Here is a 25708-nt window from a genome sequence, read left to right as displayed (position 1 = left end):
ACCGCGGGCAAAAGGGCACGCGCCGCGGGCCCGGCGGCTGCGATGCTCGCCCGCATGGCTGATCACGACCACCGCGGCGCCCCGCGCGTCGTCGCCGCGCTCGACGCCGTCGGCGTCCGCCGCTACACCACCGGGCAGGTCATCCTCGACGACGTCGACTGGACCGTACGGGCCGGGGACCACTGGGCGCTGCTCGGCCCCAACGGCGCGGGCAAGACCACCGTGCTGCGGCTGCTCGGCGCGCTGACGCACCCGACGACCGGCACCGTGGACGTCCTCGGCCACCGCATCGGGCGGGTCGACATGCGGGAGCTGCGCGCCGCGATCGGCCTGGTCTCCGCGGCGCAGAAGGTGCCGCAGGACGCCCCCGGGCACACCGTGGTCCTCACCGGCCACAGCGGCACCGTGCAGCCGCTGTGGCGCACGTACGACGCGGCCGTCCGCGAGCGCGCGTACGAACTGCTGGCGGAGCTGGACTGCAAGGAACTCGCCGACCGCCCGTACGGCGTCTGCTCCGGCGGCCAGCGTGCCCGGCTGCTCATCGCCCGCGCGCTGGTGCCGGACCCGGGGCTGCTGCTGCTCGACGAGCCGTTCAACGCGCTCGACCTGCCCTCCCGCGAGGACCTGGTCGACGCCCTGCAGCGCCTCGCCGAGACCCGCCCCGGGCTGGCCACCGTCATGGTCACCCACCACCTGGAGGAGCTGCCGCCCACGACGAGCCACGCGCTGCTGCTGCGCGACGGCCGCGTGGCGGCGGCGGGCCCGGCGGCGGAGGTGCTCACGGGCGCCCACCTGACGCACTGCTTCGGCCGCCCCATCGAGGTCCACCACCACGAGGGCCGCTGGCAGGCCCGCTCCCCCCGCCCCTAGCCGACCATCCACGCGCGTCCCAACTGCCTTACGGCCGTACAACCTTCACCCCGCCACACAGGTCTTCCCCACACCCGCGGACGTCGTCCGCCGCCGACCGGGAGGCCCCAGGTGACCCATCAGCCCCGCCGCCGCGCTCTCGTGGCGCTCGCCACTCCGTCGCCCTCGCCGGCGGCGGCCTGACGGCGGTGGCCGCGCCACCCGCCGCGGCGGCCCCGAGCGGGCTCAAGGGCGACTTCGACGGCGACGGCTACCGCGACGTCGTGATCGGCAACCCCGCGGCCACCGTGTCCGGCAAGTCCTACGCCGGGGCCGTGGCCGTGCTCTACGGCTCCGAGGCAGGCCCGGACGGGAGCCGGCGCGCGGTGTACCACCAGGGCACCGCGGGCGTCCCGGGCGGCGGAGAGCTGGAAGACCGGTTCGGCGCGTCGGTCGGCGTCGCGGACACGGACGCCGACGGCCGCGCCGAGGTGGCCGTCGGCGTACCCGGCGAGGACTTCGCCGGCAAGGCGTCCGCCGGGACCGTCACGCTGCTGCGGGGCACCGCGAACGGGCTGACCGGTGCCGGAGCCCGGGTGCTCCACCGGAACACCGCGGGGGTACCGGGGACTGCCGCGAAGGGCGATGCGTTCGGCGCCGCGGTCGCGCTCGGCGACCGCAACCGCGACGGCAGGGCCGACCTGACCGTGGGCGCTCCGTGGAAGCCCGCCGGGGGCTTCGTCTGGCACGCCCGGGGCACGGCCGGCGGCATCACGACGACCGGTTCCTTCAACGTCACCGCCGCCCGCGCCGGGTTCGGCGGCGACTTCCCGGGCTTCGGCGAGGTGATCGCCCGGTAGCCGGGCCCCCCGCTGCCGCCCGACGCCCGCCCCGGCTACGCGCCCGGGGGCGGGCGGTGGCGTTCGCCCGGCCAGTCCAGGGTGAGGCGGTGGGCGCGGGGGAGTTTGGCCACCACCAGGTCGTACGAGTCCTCGATCATCTCCAGCACCAGCTCCTCGGGCACGGCGCCGTCGAGGCGGACGGTGTTCCAGTGGCGCTTGTTCAGGTGGTATCCGCCGACGATCTCCGGGTGCGTGGCGCGGAGTTGCACCGCCAGGTCCGGCTCGCACTTCAGGCTCACCGACAGCGGCGTGGCGGCCAACTCGCTGAGCGCGAACATCTTGCCGCCGACCTTGAAGACGGAGATCGCCTGATGCCGGTCGAAGGGCCACTCCTCGACGGCCCCGTTCGGCTCCAGGCAGGCGGCGCGAAGCTGGTCAGGTGTCATGCGCCCAGTATGGGAGCCCCCACTGACACCGCACGGCGAGCGCCCGCGCGCCCCGGCCCTGGTGCCTGCCTACAGCCCCGCCGAGGCCCCCGCCGCCGCCAGCACCTCCCGCAGCATCGCCGGCGTCAGCCGCCCGGTGAAGGTGTTCTGCTGGCTGACGTGGTAGCACCCGTACAGCTCCAGCGGCGCGCCCCCGTCCGGCCGCCGCAGCGTCGTGTGCGCCCCGTGGCCGAACACCGGCCGCGGGCGCGGCACTTCCCAGCCCGCCGCCGCCAGCACCGGCAGCGCCGCCTGCCAGCCGAACGACCCGAGCACCACCGCCGAGCGCAGCGTCGGCCGCAGCAGCTCGATCTCGCGGACGAGCCAGGGGCGGCAGGTGTCGCGCTCGGTGGGCGTCGGCTTGTTCTCGGGCGGGGCGCAGTGGACGGGGGCCGTGATGCGGACGCCGCGCAGGGTCAGGCCGTCGCCCCGGTGGGTGGCGGTGGGCTGGCTGGCGAGGCCGGTGGCGTGCAGGGCGGCGTACAGGACGTCGCCGGAGCGGTCGCCGGTGAACATCCGCCCGGTGCGGTTGGCGCCGTGGGCGGCGGGTGCGAGGCCGATGATCAGCATCGCGGCGTCCACGGGGCCGAAGCCGGGCACGGGGCGGCCCCAGTAGTCCCAGTCCGCGTACGCCTTGCGCTTGGTCGCCGCGACCTCCTCCCGCCAGGCGACGAGCCGCGGGCAGGCGCGGCACTCGCACAGCCGCCCGTCCAGGTCGGCGACGGTACGGGTGCGGGGGGCGGTGACGGCGGGGAGCGGGGGTTCTGTGGTGGTCATCGGTGCCAGCATGCCGCAAGGCGGCGGCCGGTGCCGAACGGGGCCCCAGTGCACCTCTGTGCATTCGAACTGGTATCCCGAAATGACCTTTGACCAGGGGAGTTTGTCAGTCGGAGGCGGTAGAATAGAGGGAGTGAAGACGGGCCAAGACGAGGCCGAGGAGGTCGCCCATGCCAGTGGCGTACGCCCCGACACCCCTGCCCAAGAAGCCGCTTCCGGCAGGTATGCCGCGTGAGTGGTATGTCGCGCACAACCGCATGCTGAAGGCCATGCGCATCGCCATCGCCCTGCTCGACACCGGGGTCTACACCCCGCAGCGCGCCCGCAACGAGGTGATACGCCACACCGCCGAGCGCATCGGCGTCCACCCGCCCTCGCTGACGACCTGCCGGCTGGTGCGCAGCCTGCTCCCGCTCATCTGACCGCGCCCCGAGCGTCCCGACTTCGCGCTGATTCCGCGCTGATTCCGCGCTGACTCCGAGCTGACCCAGCCCCGACCGGGTACCGGGCGCGGGGCACGGCCCGTAGGCGACGAGCCTTCGGACCGTACGCCCCGCGCCCGCGCACGCGTGCCCGGTCACCGGAAAATCGGCTGCGGCGCGTGCCGTCCACCGACCACACTGGAGGTCCCGACACGGCGCACACTCCCTGCGCGCGCCGCCCCCGACCAGAATCAGGAGCCCGCCGCGTGCAGGCAGCCGTCACCGTCACCCCCGCCCGGATCCCCGAACTGCTGCTCGGGCTCGCCACCGTGCGCCCGGTCTTCCTCTGGGGCGCCCCCGGCATCGGAAAGTCGTCGCTGGTACGGAAGTTCGCCGACTCCCTCGGCCTCGACTGCGTCAGCCTCATCGGCACCCAGCTCGCCCCGGAAGACCTCATCGGCGTGCCGCAGATCCGCGACGGGCGCAGCGTCTTCTGCCCGCCGGAGGCCATCGCCCGCGACGAGGCGTACTGCCTCTTCCTCGACGAGCTGAACGCCGCCACCCCCGACGTGCAGAAGGCGTTCTACTCCCTCATCCTCGACCGCCGTATCGGCACCTACGAGCTGCCCGAGGGTAGCATCGTCATCGGCGCGGGCAACCGCGCCACCGACAACGCGCTCGCCCGCCCCATGGCCTCCGCCCTCGTCAACCGCCTCGCCCACGTGCACCTGGAGGCGTCCGCGACCGACTGGCTCGTCTGGGCCGGCGAGCACGGCATCCATTCCTGGGTGACGGACTACCTGACCGACCGCCCCGACCACCTGTGGGCCAAGCCGCCGAAGACCGAGGAGCCGTTCTCCACGCCGCGTTCGTGGCACATGCTCTCCGACGCGCTGCACTCCTTCGGCCCGGCCCTCGACGACGCCACCCTCAAGACCGTCGCGCACGGCACGCTCACGCCCGCGCACGCCGTCTCCTTCTGCGGGTACGTCAAGATCGTCCGGCACGAGTTCTACCGGCGCGGACTGCAGCGCGGCCTCGACCTGCACGAGCGCGACCAGGGGCGCGGGCTGCTGCCGGCCGGGCTGATCGAGGAGATCCGCGCGCTCGCGCAGCCGCCGCTGCCGTGGGACGCGCTGCTGGCCCGCTGGTTCGACGAGTTCGTGCCCCGGGCAGAGCCGGTGCGCACCTTCGCGCGCCCCGCCCGCCGGCAGGCCGCCACCCCCGACATCCCGCGCGCGGGCCGCTACTTCCCGCCCGAGGAGGTCGCCCGCTGCACCTTCGGCGTCGTCCTCGACACCTCCGGCTCCATGAGCCGCACGCTGCTCGGCAAGGCGCTGGGGGCCATCGCGTCGTACGCGGAAGCGCGTGACGTGCCCGCGGCGCGCGTCGTCTTCTGCGACGCCACGCCGTACGACGCGGGCTATCTGCCGCCGACGGAGATCGCCGGCCGGGTGCGGGTCAGGGGCCGCGGCGGGACCGTGCTCCAGCCGGGGCTCGACCTGCTGGAACGGGCGGACGACTTCCCGCGCGCGGCACCGGTGCTGGTGATCACCGACGGCATGTGCGACGTGCTGCGGGTGCGCAGGGAGCACGCGTATCTGATCCCGGCGGGGGCGTCGTTGCCGTTCGTCGCGCGGGGGCCGGTGTTCCGTGTGAGGTGACGGGCCTCGACGGGCTCCGTACGGGCGTACGGTGACCGTCAGCAGCGGCGGCACGGGCGGCACGGGCGGAACGGCGGGAGGCGGCGGACGTGGCGGAGAGCGCGCGGACCCTGGACTGGAACGGGACCAACGGCGACCACTGGGTCGCGTACGAGGAGAAGTACAACGCGGCGCTGTTCCGCTACAGCGAGCGGCTGTTCGCGGGCGCGGACGTGCAGCCGGACGACCGGGTCCTCGACATCGGCTGCGGCTGCGGCCAGACGACCCGGGTGGCCGCGGCGCTCGCCGCCGAGGGCTCGGCGCTGGGCGTCGACCTGTCCGCCGCGATGCTCGCGCAGGCGCGCGCCCGGGCGGCCGAGGAGGGCGTCGGGAACGTGCGCTTCGCGCAGGCCGACGCGCAGGTGCACGACTTCGCCGACGGCGCGTACGACGTGGCGATCAGCCGGCACGGCGTGATGTTCTTCGCGGACCCGGTGGCGGCGTTCGCCAACGTACGGCGCGCGCTGCGGCCGGCGGGGCGGCTGGCGTTCGTGTGCTGGCGGGCGCCGGAGGAGAGCGAGTACTCGGCCGTGCCGCGCGCGGCCCTCGGCCGGTACGTCACGGTGCCGAAGTCCGGCGGTGTGAACGAGCCGGGGCCGAACTCGCTGGCCGACCCCGACCGGGTACGGGAGGTGCTGGGCGGGGCGGGCTTCGTCGACGTACGACTGGAGGCGGAGAACGAGCCGATGGACCTGGGGGCGGGCGTCGAGGAGGCGCTGGACTTCGTCCTCAACCGGCCGCATGTGCAGGGGGCGATGGCGGACCTCGACGGGACGACGACGCCGAAGGCGACCGAGGCCCTGCGCGAGTCCCTGACCCCGTACCTGACCCCGGAGGGAGTCCTGCTCCGGGCCCCGGCCTGGCTGGTGACGGCCCACAACCCGGCGTGAGGGGGCGGGGATTGCGCGCCCAGGCGGGCCCCGGGCTGTGGCCGACGGCAGCCGCGTGCCGCGTGAGTGCGTACAGCCTGACACCCCTTCGGCCGCCGGCACCACGCCCGATCTCCCCCGCCCCCGGGCCGTCAGGCCCGTAACGTGCGGCGGGCCACCAGGGCCGCGCTCAGGCGGCGGGCGTCCGCCGGGGTGGTGGGGGTCAGGCCCGTGAGGAGGGCGATGCGGCGGATGCGGTAGTCGACCGTGTTGGGGTGGACGTGCAGCGCGGCGGCCGTGCCGCGGCGGTCGAGGTCGCGGGCCAGGTACGTCTCCAGGGTGTGCAGCAACTCCGGGCGGCCGGCCAGCGGTTGCAGGAGGTCGGCGAGCCCGGTCAGCGCCTCGCTCGGGCGGCTGAGCTGGTAGTCGAGGAGCACGTCGGCCAGCCGGTACAGGCCCGGCGGCCGGTCCGTACGCCGTACCAGCTCCACGATGTCCGCCGTCTGCGCCACCGCCGCCGGCAGCCCGTCCGGCGCCGCCCCGGCCGCCGCCGCCGTCACCGGCGCCCCGACCGCCGTCTCCGTACGGTCGATCAGCCCGCACAGCGCCGTCCACGGCGGCTCCTCCGCCACCGGCAGCAGCGCGGTGCCGCCGCCCGCGTCGAGCGCGGTGAGCGCCGGTTCGCCGGCGAAGCCGTTCAGCGCCGTCTGCAGCCGGCGGATCTTGCGCCGGGCCGCGATGCGGGACCGCGGCCCGGGGGAGTGCTCGTCGGGGTGCGGGGCGACGTACAGCGTCATCGCGACGTACCGCGGCGCCGGCCGCAGCCACGTGCGGCGGGCGATGCCCTCCAGCGGCTCCCCGGCGAGCAGCGCGGCCAGCAGCGCGTGCCGCGGCGCGTGCTCCTGGACGTCGAGCACCTGCCGCGCCTCCAGATACGCGGCGCTGACCGCCGCCACCAACTGCCGCTGCAGCACGAAGAGATGCCGGAGCACCTCCTGCGCGTCGGCGAAGTCCGCGGGCCGCGCCGCCGCCGAGATCTCCTCCCAGCCCATCGCCGTGCCGATCTGGTACGCGCTGAGGATGGCGTCCAGCGGTACGCCCTCCTCGGCGCGCTGCGCGGCCGACTCCCGCTGCCGTACCAGCTCGTCGTCGCGCGCCGGGCCGCGGCGCTGCAGCACGTCGGCGAAGAGCCGCAGGCTGCGCTGCACGATGTCGGCGATGTCGCCCGCGACCTCCTCGGGCGGCAGGGTGGCGTACACGGGCAGTTCGGTGAGCAGCCGGTCGACGACGCGGTGGGTGAGCGCGGGCACCCGAGCCCGCAGCCGCGCGTCGACCGGGCTGCCGCCGATACACAGCGGTGTGTTGTCACGCGTCACAACGGCTCCCGGAGAAGTCTGCGTTACTGACCAGTTAAGCGCAGCCCGGCCCGTCTGCATCATGTGCACGACACAATTTTCCGCCCCACCCACCCCCACCGCCGGGAGCCGCCGATGAACGTGGTGCCGAAACTCCTCAAGGGCGCGCTGGGCGCCGCCGCGGCGACCGGCCTCGTCGTCGCCGGAGCGGCAGCCCCGGCCGCCGCGGACTCCGCCGCCACCGCGGATGCCGCCGCCGGCGAGGTCTACGTCGCCCTCGGCGACTCGATGGCCTCGGGCCCGCTCATCCCGCTCCCCACAGGACCGCTCGCCTGCGGGCGCTCCACCGAGAACTACGCACACGAACTGGCCGACCGGCTCGACGTCGCCGAACTGCGCGACGTCACGTGCAGCGGCGCCAAGACCGACCACATGACGCAGCCGCAGTCGCTCTCCCTGCTCGACGTGGACATGGGCGAGGCGCCGCCGCAGTTCGACGCGCTGAGCGCGGACACCACCCTGGTCACGCTGACGATCGGCGGCAACGACGCCGGACTCGTCGGCGTCGCCCAGGACTGCATGCAGCTCAACCCGCTCGGCGCCCTGTGCAAGGACGGCTTCACGGAGGGCGGCGCCGACACCGTCGCCCAGCGCATCGAGGCCATGGGCCCCAAGCTCGGCGCCGTCCTCGACGGCATCCACGCCCGCGCCCCGCAGGCCCGCGTCCTGGTCACCGGCTACGGCGACTACATCAAGCCGGGCGGCTGCTGGCCGTACCAGCCGGTGCTCGCCCCCGACGCCGACTGGCTCCAGGGCAGCGTCAACCACATGAACCGCGTCATCGCGGACCGCGCGGCGGCCCACGGCGCCGAGTACGTCGACGTCTTCACGCCGAGCCGCGGCCACGACTCCTGCCAGTCGCCGGACAAGAAGTGGGTCGAGGGCTACGTGCCCACCGCCCCGGCCGCACCGCTGCACCCCAACGCCCGGGGCGAGGAGGCGTACGCGGGCATCATCCACGCCCAACTGACCGGCTGACCCCCGTCCCCGGCCGGTCCGACCGGCCGGGACGGGCCGGCCACCGACGTCCCCCACCCCCGAGGGGACGCACACACGCCGGCCCGGCGCGGACTCTCCGCGCCGGGCCGGCCGTGTCGGTGCGGAGACCAGGCGGCGAGGTCAGCCGTCCGGAGCGGGGACGGGATCCGCCGGCCCTGCGTCCTCGGCGCGGCACACCTCCCGTACGACGCGCAGGAAGGCGTGGAGTACGGGATCGCGGTCCGTACGCCGCCAGATGACCGAGGTGTCGACGGTCAGGCCCGGCCCGGCGAGGGGCCGGTAGACGACGCCGTCGCGGCGCAGGTTCTCCAGCGAGGCGGGCAGCAGGGACGCCCCGAGCCCGGCGGCTACGAGGCCGACGACGGTCTGCTTGGGCGAGGCTTCGCGCAGGGAGGGCGGGGTGTAACCGGCGGCGCGGCACAGGGCGACGATGTCGTCGAAGAGCGGCGGGTTGATCTCCCGCGGAAACTGGATCAGCGGCGTCCCGGCCAGCTCGGCGACGTCGACCCGGGCCCGCGCGGCAAGCGGATGCCCCGCGGGCAGCGCCACCGCCAGCTCCTCCGTGAACACCGTCTCCACCGCCAGCCGCGGATCGGACACCGGCGGGTGGACGAACCCCGCGTGCAGCCGGCCCTCCGCCACCTCGCGGATCTGGTCGGGGATGCGCAGCTCCGTCACGCTCAGCTCGACGCCGGGGCGGACCTGCGAGAACCGGCGCACCACGGGCGGGATGACGCTGTAGATGGCCGCGTCGATGAACGCCACGGCCAGTTGCCCCGTCTCGCCGCGGGCGGCCCGCAGGGTCAGCTCGACCGCGCGGTCCGCCTGCCGGACGGTCGCCCGCGCCTCCGCCAGGAACACCCGCCCGGCGGCGGTCAGCACGACGCTGCGGCGGCTGCGGTCCAGCAGCCGGGCGCCTACGGCCCCCTCCAGGAGGCGGATCTGCCGGCTGAGCGGCGGCTGCGCCATGTGCAGCCGGGCGGCGGCGCGGCCGAAGTGCAACTCCTCGGCGACGGCGATGAAGTACCGCATCTGTCTGAGGTCGACCACGTGTCATATCCGTTCTGTCTCAGAGCCCGTGAAACGGGTATTGGACCCGGCTTGGTTCCGCCCCGGACGCTGGTGCCACCACGCCACCGAGGATGCGGAGGGGCCGATGACGGACGGGCAGGGGATATCGCGCCGGGGGGCGCTGCGGGCGTCACTCGCGGGCGCGGCGGCGGGCGTCGCGGCACCGGGGACGGCGGCGGCCGCCGGGGGTGCGGGGGCGGCCGTGCCGGCCGGCCGGGCACGTCACGTCGAGGCGGTCGGATACAGCGACTTGGAGCACCGGCCCGCGTTCAAGATGGCCGTACGGCAGAAGCGCGGCCGGTGGTACCTCTGCACCGGGCACTTCTGGGACTCCGGCTGGAGCGTCGTCGACGTGACCGACCCCGCGCGACCCGAGGTCGTCGCCTACGTGCCGGGTCCTGAGAACACCTGGACCCTCCAGGTCGACCTGCACGGCGACACCATGGTCACGGCACTGGAGCAGGTCTTCCCCAACTTCGGCGGCGACCCGGCGGCGCCCTTCGAGGAGGGCGTGCTGATCTGGGACATCGCCGATCCCGTACGCCCGCGCCGGCTGAGCCACTACCGCACCGGCGGCACCGGCACGCACCGCAACCTCTACCCGGGCGGCCGCTACGTCCATCTGGCCGCCGGCGCACCGGGCTTCAGCGGCAACATCTACGTCATCCTCGACATCTCCGACCGGTCCCGGCCGCGGGAGGCCGGCCGCTGGTGGGTGCCGGGCCAGCGGGACGACGAACCGGCCCCGGCGGGCTCAGGGCCGGGCGAGGCCGGCGAACAGGCCGGCGCGGGCGGCTTCTGCTGCTCGGCCGGCCACGACGTGTCCCTGCACGGGCCGCCGTATCCGGTGGGGAACCTGGTCTACCTGCCGTACGGCGGCGCGGGCCTGCTGGTGCTCGACATCGCGGACCCCGCCCGGCCCTGGCCGGTGGGACGCCTGCCGTTCAGCCCGCCGTTCCACAGCCGCTTCGGCGTCCACGGTGTCCTGCCGGTCCCGGGCCGGAAGATCGCCTTCGCCAACTCCGAGGACGTCTCGTACGGCACGGGCCCGGCACACCATGCCTCGATAGTCGACATCTCCGACCCGCGGGAGCCCTTCCTGCTCTCCCTGCTCCCCGTGCCGACGCCCCCGCGCGGGGCCGGCTACCCGGACTTCTCCACCCGCGGCGGCTGGAGCGGCCCGCACAACATCAACCACCACCAGCACCACCCCGACGTCCAACGCCACGACGGCCTGCTCTACGTCGCCCACTTCAACGCGGGCCTCCGCATCTACGACGTCTCCAACCCCCGCCTCCCCCACGAAGCCGGCCACTTCATGCCCCCGGAACCGACCCGCCGCTACGGCCCCATGCCGGAAGGCGACCTCGCCCTGCAGACGGAGGACGTGGTGGTGGACCGCCGCGGCTACATCTACATCACCGACAAGAACCAGGGCCTGTGGATCCTTCGCTACACGGGTCCCCGCCCCTGAGCACGTACCGGCAGCGCCCGTAGAGGTCAGGGATCGTCAGCGGCCCCCAGACCGGGGTCGTGGCGAGAACGACCTCGTCCCGGCGGTTCCTGACCGCGCGACCCACCAGTTCCTCGTTGACGTAGGGCCCGTACACCTCGGCGGTGTCCAGATGCGTGACGCCGAGATCCACAGCGCGCTGAATGGTGCGGATCGACTGGGCGTCGTCCCGGCCGGCGCCGGTGTAGAACGCGGCCATGCCCACGGCACCCAGGCCGATACGCGAGACCTCGAGCCCTCCGGGCGACGGCGGCCCCGCGCCTCGATGCGGGGCGGCCGTCGCGGTCATGGAGGTTCCATGCGGGGGGTGCGGTATCTGCGGACAGCGCACAACAGACGACCGTGGGCCGTGCCCTCCTCCTCGACGGGGAGGGACACGGCTCACGGCCCATGTACGGCCCAGAGCGACAAAGACCGCCTCTGACCTGCGTGTTTTCCAGATGTCGAAGTACAGCTATCGGAACCCGCCGATCTGGGCAGAATCTCCCTGCTCGGCAGATGCGGTGCACAACCGGTGCACACCGCGGATGAGGGGGGAGGGTGCACCACTGGTGCGGTGTTCTCGCCGGGGTTATCCGCCTGCAGCGTCGCAGTCGTAGTTGTCCACCGCGTCGAAGGCGGGACTGTTGCGCTCGCCGTACACGGGATCCAGGACATCACGCGTCTCCGCGCCCGATTTCAGATTGCTCGCCGAGGTATCGATCGCCTTCAGTACCGTACTGAACTCCTCGGCGATGTCCGGCGGCGCGCTCGCCTTCATCTCCTCGCCGATGTCGGCGACCAAGTCGGCCTTCCTCCGCAGCTCTTTGAAGTCCAGCGGCTCCCCCTCGATCGCCGCACCCACGTCGCCGCGGTAGGCAATGACGCCCACCTGGAAGGTCGACAGGTCACGGCAGAAAGCCGAGGTTTCCTTGGGGCTCGGGCTTGCGGTCGATGCGCTGGGCGAGGCAGAAACCGATGCCGGGCCTGATGCCGGCGATGCCGCGTCCGGGGAACTGGAGCAGCCCGCCGTCATCAGAAGGGCGGCCATCGTGAAGATCCATCTGCGTGGAGCTTTCATGGGCGAAGAGTAGGCAACGGTGTCAGGGAGGGGTCCCACCAGACTGGACACCTCGAAAGGTTCGAGGGAACGACAGGCCCTGCCGCACGAGTTGTCCGGCGGCATGCAGCAGCGCGTCGCCCTGTGTCGCGCGCTGCTGCACGAGCCGCCGGTGCCGCTGCTCGACGAGCCGTTCGGCGCGCTGGACGCGCCGACGGCGGAGCACCTGAACGTCGGGCTGAACCGCATCTGGCGGGAGACGGGCACGACCATCGTGCTGGTCACCCACTCCATCGCGGAGGCCGTCTGCCTCGGCACCCGGGTCGAGGCGATGAGCGCCCGCCCGGGCCGGATCATCGAGACGATGCCGGTGGACCTGCCGCCGGAGCGCGAGTGCGATCGGCTCCGTCGCCAACGTAACCTCCCCGCTGACGGCACCAACCAGGAGGCCTACAGCTACGATGCGTTCGGCACAGGCGGGGACTCCCTCGGCACCGCCGAAAATTCCGTCAATATCGGTGGTTTGGATTCGGCGGCGAGTATCAGCAGAACGCTGGAGGTGGGGGATACCCACGGGCGAAGTGCCGTCGGCCTGCACGGACTGACGTACATGCAGGACGAGATCGCGGCGTGGGATGCCCAACTCGGTAGCAGTGCGCAGGCGCAGCGTCATCCGAACCGAAGGCCGACGAGGGCCGCAACGCCCACCCGGGGTGGGGTCGCGACCCTCGTCGTCTTTCTGACGTCATGTCAGAGACTGGGCCAGGCGGTGCACACTCGGTGCACACGGAGGCGGACAACCGTGGCTGGTTCCACCCAGGCCGCCCGAGCCTGCTCTTTAGATGTCGAAGTACAGCTCGAACTCGTGCGGGTGCGGGCGGAGCTGGATCGGGGCGATCTCCTGGGTGCGCTTGAAGTCGATCCACGTCTCGATCAGGTCCGCCGTGAAGACGCCGCCCTGGAGCAGGAACTCGTGGTCGGACTCCAGGGAGTCCAGTACCGCCGGGAGGTTCGTCGGGACCTGGGGGACCGCCGCGTGCTCCTCGGGGGCCAGTTCGTAGAGGTCCTTGTCGACCGGCTCGGCGGGCTCGATCTTGTTCTTGATGCCGTCCAGGCCCGCCAGCAGCATCGCGGAGAAGGCCAGGTACGGGTTGCCCGAGGAGTCCGGGGCGCGGAACTCGATGCGCTTGGCCTTCGCGCTGGCGCCGGTGATCGGGATGCGGATCGCCGCCGAGCGGTTGCGCTGGGAGTAGACCAGGTTGACCGGGGCCTCGAAGCCGGGGACCAGGCGGTGGTAGGAGTTCACCGTCGGGTTGGTGAAGGCCAGCAGCGCCGGGGCGTGGCGGAGGATGCCGCCGATGTAGTAGCGGGCGGTGTCCGACAGGCCCGCGTAGCCCTGCTCGTCGTAGAAGAGCGGCTCGCCGCCGGCCCAGAGCGACTGGTGGCAGTGCATGCCGGAGCCGTTGTCGCCGAAGATCGGCTTGGGCATGAAGGTCGCGGTCTTGCCGTTGCGCCAGGCGACGTTCTTCACGATGTACTTGAAGAGCATCAGGTCGTCCGCCGCGGCCAGCAGCGTGTTGAACTTGTAGTTGATCTCCGCCTGGCCCGCGGTGCCCACCTCGTGGTGCTGGCGCTCGACCTTGAGGCCCGACGCGGCGAGTTCGAGGGAGATCTCCGCGCGCAGGTCGGCGAAGTGGTCGACCGGCGGGGCCGGGAAGTAACCGCCCTTGTAACGGACCTTGTAGCCCCGGTTGCCGCCGTCTTCGATGGCCCCGGTGTTCCAGGCGCCGGCCTCGGAGTCGATGTGGTAGTACCCGGCGTTCGCCTTGGTCTCGAAGCGGACGTCGTCGAAGACGTAGAACTCCGCCTCCGGCCCGAAGTACGCGGTGTCGGCGATGCCGGACGAGGCGAGGTACGCCTCGGCCTTTTTGGCCACGTTCCGCGGGTCGCGGCTGTACTGCTCGCCGGTGATCGGGTCGTGGATGAAGAAGTTGATGTTGAGCGTCTTGTCCTTGCGGAACGGGTCGAGGCGGGACGTGGAGAGGTCCGGCACGAGCGCCATGTCGGATTCGTGGATGGCCTGGAAGCCGCGGATCGACGAGCCGTCGAACATGAGCTGGCCGTCGGGCTCGAAGACGTCCACGGGCACCGTGAAGTGCTGCATGATGCCCGGCAGATCGCAGAAACGCACGTCGACGAACTTCACGTCGTTGTCCGCGATGTACTGCTGGACCTCGTCGGCGTTCTGGAACATCCCACTCCTCCTATGTCCCGCCGCGAGGGGACGGGTAAGCCTGCAGAGCCTGCGCGAGGTGCGCCTGCCGGCGTGCCGGCACGCTCGCCCGAGCCTAGGCACCCGGGATTTCTCGGGCATGACCCGTTTGTTTCGCCGATGTTAACCACGGCCCCCGGCCAGGCCGGGGAACGCGGCCCCGGCGGCCCCCCGGGTGGCCGGAATCGTATGCGGTCCCGGGCCGTGGGCAGGGGGCGAGGAGGGGCCGCGCGCGCCGGGCAGTACCGTGGATACGTGGATGACGCGGAGAAGCGGCAAGCAATCGGTTCGTGGCTCTCCGGCCCCCGCTCGGCGGCCGAGGACATGGGCGTCGACTTCGGCTACCGGGGCCAGCGCCTCGGGATGCCCGAGACCGGGCCCGGCTCGGTCGCGCCGGTCGGCCGGCGGATCGCGGCGCTGGTCGTCGACTGGCTGCTGTGCCAGCTCATCGCCTACGGACTGTTCGCCGGCGGCGACAGCCGGTCGCTCGGGCTGTGGACCATGGCCGTCTTCTTCGTGATGACCGTGCTGCTGGTCGGCACCCTCGGCTTCACGCCTGGCAAGCGGATCATGCGCCTCCGTGTCGTCGCCGAGAACGGCGCCCGGCTCGGCTTCGTCGGCACCATCGTGCGCTCCGTGCTGCTCTGCCTGCTGATCCCCGCCGTCGTCTTCGACCGCGACACCCGCGGCCTGCACGACCGGATCGCCCGCGCCGTCGAGGTGCGGTTCTGAGCGGAGGCTGAGCGAGGCCGGGGGCCGGGCCGGCGTCCTTCCGAGTCCGGGCTCCCTCCGAGGCCGGGCTCCTCCCGAGGCCGGGCCTTCGGGCCCCGTGAGCCAGCTTTGCCGCGCCCGGTCTGAAAGGCCCCTTCCGGGGCCCTCCCCGTGCCCGTACGCGATCCGCCGCGCTCAGCGCAGCTTGCCGCCGCCCTTCGGCATCCGCATGCCCTTCGGCATCGGGCCCTTCGGGATCGGCATATTGCTCATCAGGTCGCCCAGCGCCTTCAGCCGGTCGTTGACCTGCGTGACCTGCGGGCCCTGCAGCACCCGCGGCAGCTTCACCAGCGTGGCCCGCAGCTTCTTCAGCGGCACCTGGCCCTCGTCGTTGCCGACGACGATGTCGTGGACCGGCACGTCCGCGACGACCCGGTTCATCTTCTTCTTCTCGGCCGCAAGCAGGCCCTTCAGCCGGTTCGGGTTGCCCTCGCCGACCAGCACGATGCCCGCCTTGCCCACGGCACGGTGCACGACGTCCTGCTGCCGCGTCATCGACACCGCGGGGGTGACGGTCCAGCCCCGCTTCATGTTGTCCAGCACCGCCGCGGCCGCGCCCGGCTGGCCCTCCATCTGCCCGAACGCCGCCGCCTCCGCGCGCCGCCCGAAGACGATCGCCATGCCGAGCAGCGAGAGCAGGAAACCGACGATGCCCAGGTAGATCGGGTGCCCGATGAGGAACCCGATGCCCAGGGCGGCACCGAGGACCAGGATGCCCACGCCCGAGACGATCAGACCGACCTTGGGGTCGGCCCGCCTGGTCATCTTGTACGTGAGGGCGATCTGCTTCAGACGCCCGGTGTTCTCGGGTGTGGGTTCACTGCTGGCCATGCCGCGAATTCTACGGCCAGCCGGGCCCGAGGTCAGACCGGGCCCGGCACCGGATGGCCGGATCGGGGCGGCGCCGGGACGCGGGCGGGGTGGCTATCGGGGCAGAGCGGACGTACCGCCCGCGGGCGGGTCCGCCTGCGACACCGCCGACTCCGACTCCCGGCGGGCGCTGGCCCGGCGGCGGTCCTCCAGGACTGCGTCCCAGGCGTTACGCCGTGCGGTGCGCTGCTCGCCGCGGAGCAGCACTCCCTCGATCGTGCGCAGCAACCCGGCGACGGTGGGCCGGTGCGGCGGCCAGGACGGTAACGACGACGGTGACGACGGCACGACGGCCCCCCTCGGCGGTCGGGAAGTCAAAGCTGGTTTCCATGCTCACCCCGCGGTGTTACCAGCGCGTGGCCCGGCGGTCAAAGCGGGGTGAAGACCGCCGGGGCGCCCCTGGCCGGCGGCGCTGCCGGCCCGGTTCGCGGGCTTACGCCGCGGTCTGCGCGCGCTTCTCCATGGCCTGCTTGTACAGCCGTCCCGCCCGGTACGAGGACCGCACCAGCGGCCCGGACATGACGCCCGCGTAGCCGATCTCCTCGGCCTCCTGCTGCAGCTCCACGAACTCGTGGGGCTTCACCCACCGCTCCACCGGGTGGTGCCGCGGCGACGGCCGCAGGTACTGCGTGATGGTGATCAGCTCGCAGCCCGCCTCGTGCAGGTCCCGCAGCGCCTGGCTGACCTCCGCGCGCTCCTCGCCCATGCCCAGGATGAGGTTCGACTTCGTCACCAGGCCGGCCTCGCGGGCGCGCGTGATGACCTCCAGCGAGCGCTCGTAGCGGAAACCGGGGCGGATGCGCTTGAAGATCCGCGGGACGGTCTCGACGTTGTGCGCGAGCACCTCGGGGCGGGAGGAGAAGACCTCCGCGAGCTGCTCCGGCTCGGCGTTGAAGTCGGGGATCAGCAGCTCCACGCCGGTGCCCGGGGTGGTGGCGTGGATCTGGCGCACGGTCTCCGCGTAGAGCCAGGCGCCGCCGTCCTCCAGGTCGTCGCGGGCGACGCCGGTGATCGTCGCGTACCGCAGCTCCATGCGCTGGACGGACTCGGCGACCCGGCGCGGCTCGTCGCGGTCCAGCTCGGCCGGGCGGCCGGTGTCGATCTGGCAGAAGTCGCACCGCCGGGTGCACTGCTCGCCGCCGATCAGGAACGTCGCCTCGCGGTCCTCCCAGCACTCGAAGATGTTGGGACAGCCGGCTTCCTGGCAGACCGTGTGCAGGCCCTCGTCCTTGACGAGCTTCTGCAGCGCGTTGTACTCGGGCCCCATCTTCGCGCGGGTCTTGATCCACTCGGGCTTGCGCTCGATGGGGGTCTGGCTGTTGCGGACTTCCAGGCGGAGCAGCTTGCGACCGTCGGGTGCGACAGCGGACACGTCCGGGCTCCTAGCTTTCGATTCCTCGGCGTTCTCCAGCGTACGCCTCTGAAATGGGGAGTCAGACCGCGCGGGGGAGCGGCTCGGCCGTCTCCAGGATCTCGCGCAGATGCTTCTCCACGACGGGGAGAACCTCCGACACCGGTACGTCTCTTCCCAGCTCCCCGGAGAGCGAGGCCACACCCGCGTCGCGGATGCCGCACGGCACGATCCGGTCGAACCAGGTGTTGTCCGGGTTGCAGTTCAGCGAGAAGCCGTGCATGGTCACGCCCTTGGCGACGCGGATGCCGATCGCGGCCAGCTTGCGGTCCTCGCGGCGCTGGCCGGCGTTGGACGGCGCGTACTCGGGACCGGCCAGGCGCGGGTCGTACTCCTCGTCCGAGAGGCGGGGGTCGAAGTCGAGCGCAAGCCCGCCCAGCTCCGCGCGCTGCTCGACGGGGTCGCCCAGCACCCAGACGCCGCTGCGGCCCTCGACCCGGGTGGTCTCCAGGCCGAAGTCGGCGCAGGCGCGGATCAGGGCCTCCTCCAGCCGGCGTACGTGCGCGACGACGTCCACGGGGCGCGGCAGCTTCAGGATCGGATAGCCGACGAGCTGGCCGGGACCGTGCCAGGTGATCTTCCCGCCGCGGTCGACGTCCACCACGGGGGTGCCGTCGAGCGGGCGCTCGTCCTCGGCCGTGCGGCGGCCCGCGGTGTAGACCGGCGGGTGCTCCAGCAGCAGACAGGTGTCGGGGATCTCCTCGGCGAAGCGGGCGGCGTGCACGCGCCGTTGCTCCTGCCAAGCCTCCAGGTACTCCACGGCGTTCTCGCCGAACCCCAGGTGAACGAAGCGCAGCTCGCCCACGATGCCCTCCTCGCGCTGTTCGCGCAGTTCGCGCCGGGCGGCAAGTGTGCCTCCGCCCGGCATATGCGGCTGGCGGTATTCCAGCCGACCCTCTGCCACTGTACGGCGGTATACGTTCCCGCCCTGCACCCAGGTCTCCTCACACGATCGAATGAAGCTGGGACGAAAGCGGCGAGTGAGGCTTGTTTCGCCGCTACATTCGCGCCGTTCCCGGAGGCCAGGCAGGAGACCCCACAGGTGACGACGGAACGACCTTCACAGCGGCCCCCCAACCGCCAGCTCGCGGCACTCATCTCCGAGGCCGGGTTCTCCAACGCGGGGCTCGCCCGCAGAGTCGATCAGCTAGGGCTCGAACACGGCCTCGACTTGCGGTACGACAAGACATCGGTGACCCGGTGGCTACGCGGCCAGCAGCCGCGCGGCACGACACCGGCCCTGATCGCCGAGGTGTTCACCCGGCGGCTCGGCCGCCGGCTGACCGCGCAGGACCTCGGGCTCGACGCGTGCGCACCGGTGTACGCCGGACTTGAGTTCGCCTCGACGCCCACCGAGGCGATCGACATCGTGAGCGGGCTGTGGCGCAAGGACACGGGCAGTCAGGCGGAGCTGCGGAAAATCGCGTTCACTCCTGCGGGTCTTGTTGTGCCGAGCAGGGATTGGCTCATCGGCAGGCCGGACGACAAGGTGGCGCGGGAGCTGCAGCAGCGCGGGGCGCCCGGTTCTGCGGTGTCGCCGGGGGCGCCCGGCTCGGTGCGGGTGCCGGCGCAGGGGCGCGGTCCCGGGGTCGGCCTCGGCGGCGGCGGTGTCGCCGTCGGCGTCGGTGCGGGGCCGGGTGCTTCGGGCGGGCCCGTGGGCGTGGTGGGTGTGGGCGGTACCGGGGGTGCCGGCGGTGTGGCCGCCGGGCGCGGCGACCCGGGGCCCGGCTGGGGCGGGCCGGGAGCGCGGGCGCCGGGCCAGCGGGTCACCCAGGGGGACATCGGGGCGATGCGGTCGGTCGCCGAGATGTTCCGGGCGCTGGACAACGCCTACGGCGGCGGGCACGCCCGGCAGGCCCTCGTGCGGTACCTGGAGCACGAGGTCGAGCCGATGCTGCGCGGCACGTACAACGAGGCGACGGGGCGCCGGCTGTTCTCCGCCGCCGCGGACCTGACGCGGCTGGCGGGCTGGACGTCGTACGACATCGCGGCCCACGGGCTGGCCCAGCGGTACTTCGTCCAGGCGCTGCGGCTGGCGCAGGCGTCGGGGGACCGGGCGTACGGCAGCTACGTGCTGGTGACGATGAGCCGCCAGGCGGTCTACCTGGGGCACGGCCGGGAGGCGGTGCAGTTGACCCGGGTCGCGCAGCAGGGCGTCGGCGGGGGCGCGCCGCCGGTGGTGCAGGCGCTGCTGCACGCCGCGGAGGCGCGCGGGCACGGGCTGCTGGGCGAGGTGCGGGCCTGCACGACGTCGCTGGCGCGGGCGGAGCGGGCGCTGGAGTCGGCGCGGCCGGGGGAGGACGCGCCGCACTGGGCGCGCTTCTTCGACGAGGCGCAGCTCGCGGACGAGTTCGGGCACTGCCACCGGGACCTCCAGCAGTACCGGGCGGCGGCGCAGCACGCGGAGCGCTCGCTGCAGCTCAGGGCGGCGGGATTCGCGCGCAGCCGGGTCTTCTGCCGGCTGGTGCTGGCGACGGCGCGGCTGGGTCTGGGCGAGGTGGAGCAGGCGTGTGTGCTGGGCGCGGAGGCGGCACAGCAGGCGGCGGAGATGCGCTCGGCCCGGGCGGCGGAGTACGTCCGCGACTTCGAACGCCGCTTGGAGCCCTACCGCGACGCACCTCCGGTGCGGGCGTACCGGGAGCGGGTCGCGGCCCTGCCGGTGTGAGGGCGCGGGGCCGGGCGGTCGGGGGGGCCGCCGGGCCTTCTCCGCGGGGGCGCCCGCGGAGGAGGGCGGTGCTCTCGGGCGAGCGCGGGGGCGCGCGGCGCCCGCGCTTGAGGGCACCGCTCTCCTCAAGTGGGTGTCGCAGGTTCGATTCCTGCCGGGGCTACCGACTGCATCGCAGGTCAGAGAAGGAAGTGAGCCCCTCGTCCATGCGAACGGGGGGCAATTTTCATGATCGAAGTCTGCATAGAGTCCACACCCCCACGTGACCACGAAGCCAGGACCGTGGGCTCGGAATCGAACAAGCCGCGGCCGCAGCGGCGCCGCACGCGCAGATCATCTGCGGCCATACGGCAACGACAGAGCAATGCTCTCATTCATGCGAGTATCATTGGTGATAGTCTCATGGTGGAGGGTGTTATGAACGGCTTCATCGGACGCCGGACCGAGCTCGACCTCCTGCACGACCTGCTGCGCAAGGTGCAGGCAGGCAGCAGGGGCGGACGACCGGGGCGCGCCGTCCTGATCCGGGGGCGCCGGCGGGTCGGCAAGTCTCGCCTCGTGGAGGAGTTCCTGGAACAAGCGGAGCTCCCGCACGTCTTTTTCACCGCCGTCGGCGGCTCCCGCGAAGAGGACCTGGCGGGCTTCGCCACCGAACTCGCCGCCTCCGCCCTGCCCGATGCCAGCCGGTTCGCGGACTTCGCGGCCCCGCAAAGCTGGGACGCGGCGCTGCACCTGCTCGCCACCGCCCTCCCCACCGATGCACCTAGTGTCGTCGTACTCGACGAGATTCCCTACCTCGTACGCGAGGACCCCAGCTTCGAAGGAGCCTTGCAAAAAGCCTTCGACCGGACCCTGTCCAAGCTGCCGATCCTGCTGATCCTCATCGGCTCGGACATCGCCATGATGGAACAACTCAACACCTACGGACGTCCCTTCTACCAGCGCGGCACCGAGATGGTCGTTCCCCCGCTCAACCCTCGCGACGTCGCAGCCATGCTCGGCCTCAGCGCGGCCGACGCCCTCGACGCCTGCCTCATCACCGGCGGCCTTCCCCTGGTCCTGGAAGAATGGCCCCACGGCGCCGGGCTGTGGGACTACCTCGAACAAGCCCTAGCCCGCCCTACATCCGCGCTGCTCGTCAGCGGCGAACGCACCCTGGCCGCCGAGTTCCCCACCGAAGCACAAGCTCGCACCGTCCTCGGTGCCATCGGCCACGGCGAGCGCACCTTCACCCTCATCGGACGAGCCGCCGGCGGCCTCCACCCTGGCTCTGTGAAGCGCTCCCTCGAACTGCTCACCGGCCGCCGCATGGTCGCCGCCGAGCTCCCCCTGTCCACCAAGCCGAGCCGCGAGTCCCGATATCGCATCGACGACCCCTACCTACGCTTCTGGCTCTCCTTCATCGGCCCCGGTATCCCCGCCGTTGAACGCGGCCGCGGTGATCTCGTTCTCGACACCGTTCGCGCGAGCTGGACTTCCTGGCGCGGGCGCGCCATCGAGCCCGTCATCCGGGAAGCCCTCTGGCGCCTGAGCGACAACCGGCTCCCCGAGAACACCAAAGTGATCGGCGGCTACTGGACCCGCACCAACGATCCGGAGATCGACCTCATCGGGGCCGACCGCACCCCTGTCGCCAAAAAGATCACCTTCGTAGGATCCATCAAATGGCTGGAGAACAAACCCTTCGACCCCCGCGACCTCTCCCGCCTCATCACCCACCGCTCACAACTCCCCGGCGCCGACGGCGACACCCCTCTCCTCGCAGTCGCCCGAAACGGCTGCACAGCAACAGGGGTCACCCACCTCACCCCCGAAGAGCTTCTCGACGCTTGGGGCTGAGTGCAGACAGGCGGTGCATACTACGGCCGGGCATTGGCCCCGCAATCTTGGGCGGGCCCACCATCCGTCGCGTGAGGAGAGCCGATGCAGACCGGGGAACGGATGGCCGGCCGCTACGAACTAGTGCGCAGGATCGGCCGGGGCGGGATGGGCGAGGTCTGGGCCGGCCGCGACCACGACCTGCACCGCGACGTGGCGCTCAAGCTGCTCGTCCTCGACGACGACCCGAGCGGCGACCTGCCTGCGCGGTTCGCGCGCGAGGCGGTCGCCGCCGCGCAGATCAGCCATCCGAATGTGGTGGCGTTGCACGACCGGGGTGTGCACGAGGGCGTGCTCTTCCTCGTGATGGAGCAGGTCGACGGCCCGTCCCTCAGCAAGGTCATCCAGCAGGAGGGCCCGCTGGAGACCGGCCGCGCGTTGGAGCTGGCCGACGGGATCTGCGCCGCGCTGGCGGCCGCCCACGCCGTCGGCGTCATCCACAACGACATCAAGCCGCACAACGTGATGCTCACCTCCGAGGGCCGGGTGAAGGTCGTGGACTTCGGGATCGCGGGGTTCCTGCAGACCGCGTTCTCCCTCGTCCGCTCCACGCACCTTGCTCCGGCCGGCACGCCGGAGTACGCCGCGCCCGAACAGTTCGATGCCGAGCGGGGGGGACGAACGTTCCGATCTGTACGCTCTCGGGGGCGTGTTGTTCGCGATGCTGACCGGCCGGCCGCCGTACACCGGCCACAGCGCGCTCGCCGTGATGGCACGCAAGATCGGCGAGGACGCCCCGCGAGCCGACGCGGTACGCCCTGGCCTGCCCCCGGCGTTGGCCGATCTGGTCGCACGGCTCCTGGAACGCGATCCGGCACGGCGCCCGCGCTCTGCTGCCGAAGCCCGGGCGCTGCTGGCCCAGTTGAGCGGTGCCGCTCCCCCTTCCCGGGATGGCGGCGACGGGGTGACCGGTCCACTCGCACACCTGCCACCGCCACTCGCCCTCGCCGTGCGGCTCGCCCACCGCATAGAGGACCACGAGGAGCGGCGCCACGCCCTGTCGCGCATCACTCCCGCCGTCGTGGCCACCGCCCCCGAGGCGGCCGGTGACGTACTGCGGCCCGTCCCCGCGGCGGATCGCTGCGCCCTCCTCCTGTCTTCGGCCAGGGACACGGACGACCCGGGCGCTGCCCGGCGATTGCTGGACCAGGCGGAAGGGCTGATCCGGCAGCTCCCGCCACCGCGGCATTGGCCGACTCCGGGCTTGCACGGGAGGCAGCCGCGTAAAGCACCGAAGCCAGCCGGGAGAGACACGGCCCGCTCGAACTGGCCACTCTCGCCGAGAACATCGCCGCGGTCGACCCTGTCCAGGCTGAGCGGCTCCTCGGCCTGGCCACCCGTGCCGAGCACCAGCTCGACGACGAGAGCAGGGGGAAGGCCGCCGCCGCCGTCTTCGCCCTCATCGTCGCCGGAGACGCCGGCCATCTGATCCCGCGGCTGCACCAGCTCGTGGGCAGCATCCGCTCGTCCCACCAAGGAGAACGGTGGTGGTCGGACCGGGCGGAAAGCCTCGTGGCCATCGGCCCCCGCGACCCCGGCGCGATTCCGGCGCCTGGTGGAGCTGTACCACGGCCCCTGCCGCGACATCATGCTGCGAGCCGCCGCCCGGGCCCTCCTCCCGGAAGGCGTCGAGCACGCACTTCAGACCGCCGGCCTCATCACCGAACCCCGGGTACGGGACGGCGCGTTCGGCGACATCGCGGTCGCGCTGGCGGACAGCGCCCGCTGAAGCAGCGCCCGGCCATCCATGCACGGGCGCCCCGCGCCGCGTGCCGGATCCGCGCTCGACGCCGCGGATCCGCGCGTTCCGGCCGTCCCGCTCCGGACCTGGGCAGGGGTGGAGGGCGCGAGCCGCCAGACACCCCCAGCGAGGCAATTCCGAGCCCTCCGGCTCGGGTGTTCCCAGAGCACACCGGTCTTCGGTGGGGTCACGTCGAACTGGAGGCCAAGCACCTCAAGGGTTCCGCAAGGCAGCGCCGAAGTCCGTCGAGGGCTCCGCACGGTGCCGCTGACGCCAGAGGCCGAAGAACACCGTGTCCCCCATCGGCGACGGCCGCGACGTGCACCCCGAAGAACCCGTGTTCCGGGCCCCCAGGGCGGTCTGCTGACGCGGCACAACTTCGACGCACGTGGATTCCAGCGAACCAGAGGACTGGCCTGGCGGTGGACACTCGCCGAGACTCCGAAAGCCTCCCAGAGGCTGGGGATCTCCCTGCGCTTTCTCTTCAGCGGGTGTCCCGGTTGGGAGCACGGCTCTCCCGGTGCAGCGCTCGCGGTTCGGTGCGCTGTTCCTGCCGCGGAGCGGTGATCCGGTCGCAGAGCAGTGCTCTCGGTGCGGAGAACCGTTCCTTCTACGCTACCGCCGGCAGGGCCGCCGGGGCCAGGCCGAAGTCGCGGAGGAGGGATCGGGCGGCGCGACGGCCCGAGTGCAGGGCGCCCTGGGGGCTGCTCGTGTCGCGGTGGTCGCCGCAGACGTAGAGGCCGCACAGCACCCGTACCGGCCGGCGCACGTCGTGCGGCGCCGGCATCGCCGGTATCGCCTCCGGGTCGTGGTGCGCCCCCACCAGCTCCCAGTCGAACGCCGACGTCCCGTACAGCTCGCTCAACTGCCGCCGCGCCGACTTGTCCAGCACCCGCGCCGGCCGGCTCGCGTCCTCGCCCAGCACCACCGAGCTGACCAGCGCCCGCCCCCGCGGCGCCCGCGACGCGTCCGCGCCGCTGACCACCGCCGTATGCGACACAGGACCCCGCGCCCCCTCCGCGTCCACCAGCAGCGCCGCCTGTCGCAGGCCGCCCGGGACCTGCCCCCGTACCCCGGTCTGACGCGCCTCGCCGTCACCCGCCGGTACACCGTCCACACCGGCCTCGCCCACCGCCGGCCCGTCCCCGCCCGGCAGCGACTCCAGCGGGGCGCTGTGGTGCAGCACCGTCACCGGGTGGAACCCCGGCAGCCGCAGCCCCGGCAGCAGCCCCGCCGCCGCCCGCGCGCCCGTGGCCACCAGCACCGACCGGCACCGCAGCACCCCGTGCTTCTCCGTCCGCACCGCGGTCGTCGACACCGACACCGCCCGCACCCCCGTCCGCACCGTCCCGCGCGGCAGCGCCGCCGCCAGCTTCCGCGGCACCGTCGCCGCCCCGCCCACCGGCAGGCACAGCCGCCCCCGCGCGAACGTCCGCAGCGCCAGGTCCGCCGAGCGGCTCGACGTGGTCAGCGCCGGGTCGTTGAGCAGCGCCACCAGCAGCGGCCGCAGGAATCCCGCCGCCATCCGCGGCGGCAGCCCGCGCGCCGCCAGCGCGTCCGCGGCCCGGCGCTCCGGCCGGGCCAGCAGCCGCGCCGTGGGTACGGTCGCCAGCCGGGCCAGCGCCGTGGAGAGCCACGCCTGGTCGATGACGGCGCCCCGGGGCGCACGCGCGGCGCTGGCGAACGCGCTCGCCGCCGTGAACGCGCCCCCCGTGCCTCTCGATCCGCCGATACGCTGCCGCCGCCCGCCCCCGCAGACCACCACGTCCCCGTCGAGCGGGCACAGCGGCACCTCCGCGAGCCCCGGCAGGCGACGCAGTTCCGGGTACGAGGTGTTGAGCAAATGCAGCGAGCGGTCCAGCCGGAATCCGTCGACGTGGTCGGTGGTCATCCGCCCGCCGACCTGCTCGTCCGCCTCCAGCACGGTCACGTCGAGGCCCGCTCCGACCAGGTGCTGGGCCGCGGAGAGACCGGCGAGTCCTGCGCCTACGACGACGACGTCGACGGGGTCCGTGCTTCCTGCGGCATGGGGCACGGGTGCCTCCCGGGGTTGTGCGTCCGCGGCCGAGCGCTGTCGCATGCCGCCGGACGCCTGTTTGATGCCCAACTGGGCATG

23 protein-coding genes and 2 pseudogenes are annotated in these 25708 nt (G+C 72.8%); 13 read left to right on the top strand and 12 right to left on the bottom strand.

The genetic code is table 11. The annotated features are described in order from the left end of the window. Positions 1–42 precede the first annotated feature (42 nt). On the top strand, positions 43–870 hold the full coding sequence (locus tag OG946_RS08445) for an ABC transporter ATP-binding protein (RefSeq protein WP_326795504.1): 828 nt from the start codon (positions 43–45) through the stop codon (positions 868–870). Between the two features lie 188 nt (positions 871–1058). Then, the gene (locus OG946_RS08440) at positions 1059–1709 is read left to right on the top strand and encodes an FG-GAP repeat protein (RefSeq protein ID WP_326795503.1); all 651 of its coding nucleotides are present in this window, start codon (positions 1059–1061) and stop codon (positions 1707–1709) included. A 35-nt stretch (positions 1710–1744) separates the two neighbouring features. Here the strand turns inward: OG946_RS08440 and OG946_RS08435 are convergent, their stop codons facing one another. After that, a complete protein-coding gene (locus OG946_RS08435) occupies positions 1745–2137 on the bottom strand; it encodes an MmcQ/YjbR family DNA-binding protein (RefSeq protein WP_326795502.1) in 393 nt (130 codons plus the stop codon). A gap of 69 nt (positions 2138–2206) precedes the next feature. Continuing rightward, the gene (locus tag OG946_RS08430; protein WP_326795501.1) at positions 2207–2953 is read right to left on the bottom strand and encodes a uracil-DNA glycosylase; all 747 of its coding nucleotides are present in this window, start codon (positions 2951–2953) and stop codon (positions 2207–2209) included. Positions 2954–3123: 170 nt separating this feature from the next. On the opposite strand from OG946_RS08430, the gene OG946_RS08425 reads away from it, so the two are divergent. From OG946_RS08425 to OG946_RS08415, 3 genes are all read left to right on the top strand, one after another. Then, positions 3124–3375, top strand: a complete 252-nt coding sequence (locus OG946_RS08425) for a hypothetical protein (protein ID WP_047015375.1) — start codon at positions 3124–3126, stop codon at positions 3373–3375. 266 nt (positions 3376–3641) lie between these two features. After that, complete coding sequence (locus tag OG946_RS08420; protein ID WP_326795500.1) at positions 3642–5039, top strand: AAA family ATPase; 1398 nt, start codon at positions 3642–3644, stop codon at positions 5037–5039. Between the two features lie 89 nt (positions 5040–5128). Then, on the top strand, positions 5129–5968 hold the full coding sequence (locus tag OG946_RS08415) for a class I SAM-dependent methyltransferase (protein ID WP_326795499.1): 840 nt from the start codon (positions 5129–5131) through the stop codon (positions 5966–5968). Between the two features lie 131 nt (positions 5969–6099). On the opposite strand, the gene OG946_RS08410 is transcribed toward OG946_RS08415, so the two are convergent. Further along, entirely contained in the window at positions 6100–7323 is a 1224-nt protein-coding gene (locus tag OG946_RS08410) for a helix-turn-helix domain-containing protein (protein ID WP_326795498.1), read from the bottom strand. 114 nt (positions 7324–7437) lie between these two features. Between OG946_RS08410 and OG946_RS08405 the strand changes: the two genes are divergently transcribed. Next, a complete protein-coding gene (locus OG946_RS08405; protein WP_326795497.1) occupies positions 7438–8340 on the top strand; it encodes an SGNH/GDSL hydrolase family protein in 903 nt (300 codons plus the stop codon). Between the two features lie 141 nt (positions 8341–8481). Here OG946_RS08405 and OG946_RS08400 read toward each other — a convergent pair whose 3' ends face one another. Next, positions 8482–9411, bottom strand: coding sequence for a LysR family transcriptional regulator (locus OG946_RS08400; RefSeq protein WP_326795496.1), 930 nt, complete (start codon positions 9409–9411; stop codon positions 8482–8484). 106 nt (positions 9412–9517) lie between these two features. On the opposite strand from OG946_RS08400, the gene OG946_RS08395 reads away from it, so the two are divergent. Then, positions 9518–10906, top strand: coding sequence for an LVIVD repeat-containing protein (locus OG946_RS08395; protein WP_326795495.1), 1389 nt, complete (start codon positions 9518–9520; stop codon positions 10904–10906). Positions 10907–10964: 58 nt separating this feature from the next. On the opposite strand, the pseudogene OG946_RS08390 reads toward OG946_RS08395, so the two are convergent. Further along, a pseudogene (locus OG946_RS08390) lies at positions 10965–11234 on the bottom strand (aldo/keto reductase); the annotation flags it as partial. A gap of 282 nt (positions 11235–11516) precedes the next feature. After that, positions 11517–12005, bottom strand: coding sequence for a hypothetical protein (locus tag OG946_RS08385; protein ID WP_326795494.1), 489 nt, complete (start codon positions 12003–12005; stop codon positions 11517–11519). A gap of 19 nt (positions 12006–12024) precedes the next feature. Between OG946_RS08385 and OG946_RS36040 the strand changes: the two are divergent. After that, positions 12025–12168, top strand: a pseudogene (locus OG946_RS36040) (ATP-binding cassette domain-containing protein); the annotation flags it as partial. A 654-nt stretch (positions 12169–12822) separates the two neighbouring features. Here the strand turns inward: OG946_RS36040 and glnA are convergent. Beyond that, a complete protein-coding gene (gene glnA, locus OG946_RS08380) occupies positions 12823–14238 on the bottom strand; it encodes a type I glutamate--ammonia ligase (RefSeq protein WP_326795493.1) in 1416 nt (471 codons plus the stop codon). A gap of 273 nt (positions 14239–14511) precedes the next feature. Between glnA and OG946_RS08375 the strand changes: the two genes are divergently transcribed. Further along, on the top strand, positions 14512–14988 hold the full coding sequence (locus tag OG946_RS08375) for an RDD family protein (protein WP_326795492.1): 477 nt from the start codon (positions 14512–14514) through the stop codon (positions 14986–14988). A gap of 174 nt (positions 14989–15162) precedes the next feature. Here the strand turns inward: OG946_RS08375 and OG946_RS08370 are convergent, their stop codons facing one another. The 4 genes from OG946_RS08370 to lipB form a co-directional block, all read right to left on the bottom strand. Beyond that, positions 15163–15858, bottom strand: coding sequence for a DUF4191 domain-containing protein (locus tag OG946_RS08370; RefSeq protein WP_326795491.1), 696 nt, complete (start codon positions 15856–15858; stop codon positions 15163–15165). 93 nt (positions 15859–15951) lie between these two features. Continuing rightward, the gene (locus OG946_RS08365; RefSeq protein ID WP_234380532.1) at positions 15952–16185 is read right to left on the bottom strand and encodes a hypothetical protein; all 234 of its coding nucleotides are present in this window, start codon (positions 16183–16185) and stop codon (positions 15952–15954) included. Positions 16186–16330: 145 nt separating this feature from the next. Further along, on the bottom strand, positions 16331–17269 hold the full coding sequence (gene lipA, locus OG946_RS08360; protein ID WP_326795490.1) for a lipoyl synthase: 939 nt from the start codon (positions 17267–17269) through the stop codon (positions 16331–16333). A gap of 61 nt (positions 17270–17330) precedes the next feature. After that, positions 17331–18113: a lipoyl(octanoyl) transferase LipB gene (gene lipB, locus OG946_RS08355; protein ID WP_145900766.1), complete on the bottom strand. Its 783-nt coding sequence runs from the start codon at positions 18111–18113 to the stop codon at positions 17331–17333. 237 nt (positions 18114–18350) lie between these two features. Between lipB and OG946_RS08350 the strand changes: the two genes are divergently transcribed. The 4 genes from OG946_RS08350 to OG946_RS08335 all read left to right on the top strand — a co-directional run bounded on the left by OG946_RS08350 (position 18351) and on the right by OG946_RS08335 (position 23580). Next, positions 18351–19973 carry a regulator gene (locus OG946_RS08350; RefSeq protein ID WP_326795489.1) on the top strand — a complete coding sequence of 541 codons (1623 nt, stop codon included), beginning with the start codon at positions 18351–18353 and terminating at the stop codon, positions 19971–19973. 417 nt (positions 19974–20390) lie between these two features. Then, on the top strand, positions 20391–21812 hold the full coding sequence (locus OG946_RS08345) for an ATP-binding protein (RefSeq protein ID WP_326795488.1): 1422 nt from the start codon (positions 20391–20393) through the stop codon (positions 21810–21812). A gap of 84 nt (positions 21813–21896) precedes the next feature. Continuing rightward, the gene (locus tag OG946_RS36035; RefSeq protein WP_442814290.1) at positions 21897–22901 is read left to right on the top strand and encodes a protein kinase domain-containing protein; all 1005 of its coding nucleotides are present in this window, start codon (positions 21897–21899) and stop codon (positions 22899–22901) included. Between the two features lie 505 nt (positions 22902–23406). Beyond that, positions 23407–23580: a hypothetical protein gene (locus OG946_RS08335; RefSeq protein ID WP_326795486.1), complete on the top strand. Its 174-nt coding sequence runs from the start codon at positions 23407–23409 to the stop codon at positions 23578–23580. A 622-nt stretch (positions 23581–24202) separates the two neighbouring features. On the opposite strand, the gene OG946_RS08330 is transcribed toward OG946_RS08335, so the two are convergent. Next, entirely contained in the window at positions 24203–25627 is a 1425-nt protein-coding gene (locus tag OG946_RS08330; RefSeq protein ID WP_326795485.1) for an NAD(P)/FAD-dependent oxidoreductase, read from the bottom strand. Between the last annotated feature and the right edge of the window lie 81 nt (positions 25628–25708).

Origin of the sequence: Streptomyces sp. NBC_01808, assembly GCF_035917395.1 — a bacterium.
In the GTDB taxonomy this organism is placed as follows: Bacteria; Actinomycetota; Actinomycetes; order Streptomycetales; family Streptomycetaceae; genus Streptomyces.
Note: the sequence above shows the minus strand (reverse complement) of the source record. Positions and strands in the feature narration are given on the sequence as shown.

Bases quoted from the DNA above. Each gene is read 5' to 3' on its own strand.
- OG946_RS08445 (WP_326795504.1), top strand. From the start codon at position 43: ATGCTCGCCCGCATGGCTGATCACGACCACCGCGGCGCCCCGCGCGTC.
- OG946_RS08435 (WP_326795502.1), bottom strand. From the start codon at position 2,137: ATGACACCTGACCAGCTTCGCGCCGCCTGCCTGGAGCCGAACGGGGCC.
- OG946_RS08430 (WP_326795501.1), bottom strand. From the start codon at position 2,953: ATGACCACCACAGAACCCCCGCTCCCCGCCGTCACCGCCCCCCGCACC.
- OG946_RS08425 (WP_047015375.1), top strand. From the start codon at position 3,124: ATGCCAGTGGCGTACGCCCCGACACCCCTGCCCAAGAAGCCGCTTCCG.
- OG946_RS08405 (WP_326795497.1), top strand. From the start codon at position 7,438: ATGAACGTGGTGCCGAAACTCCTCAAGGGCGCGCTGGGCGCCGCCGCG.
- OG946_RS08395 (WP_326795495.1), top strand. From the start codon at position 9,518: ATGACGGACGGGCAGGGGATATCGCGCCGGGGGGCGCTGCGGGCGTCA.
- OG946_RS08385 (WP_326795494.1), bottom strand. From the start codon at position 12,005: ATGAAAGCTCCACGCAGATGGATCTTCACGATGGCCGCCCTTCTGATG.
- glnA (WP_326795493.1), bottom strand. From the start codon at position 14,238: ATGTTCCAGAACGCCGACGAGGTCCAGCAGTACATCGCGGACAACGAC.
- OG946_RS08370 (WP_326795491.1), bottom strand. From the start codon at position 15,858: ATGGCCAGCAGTGAACCCACACCCGAGAACACCGGGCGTCTGAAGCAG.
- OG946_RS08345 (WP_326795488.1), top strand. From the start codon at position 20,391: ATGAACGGCTTCATCGGACGCCGGACCGAGCTCGACCTCCTGCACGAC.
- OG946_RS36035 (WP_442814290.1), top strand. From the start codon at position 21,897: ATGCAGACCGGGGAACGGATGGCCGGCCGCTACGAACTAGTGCGCAGG.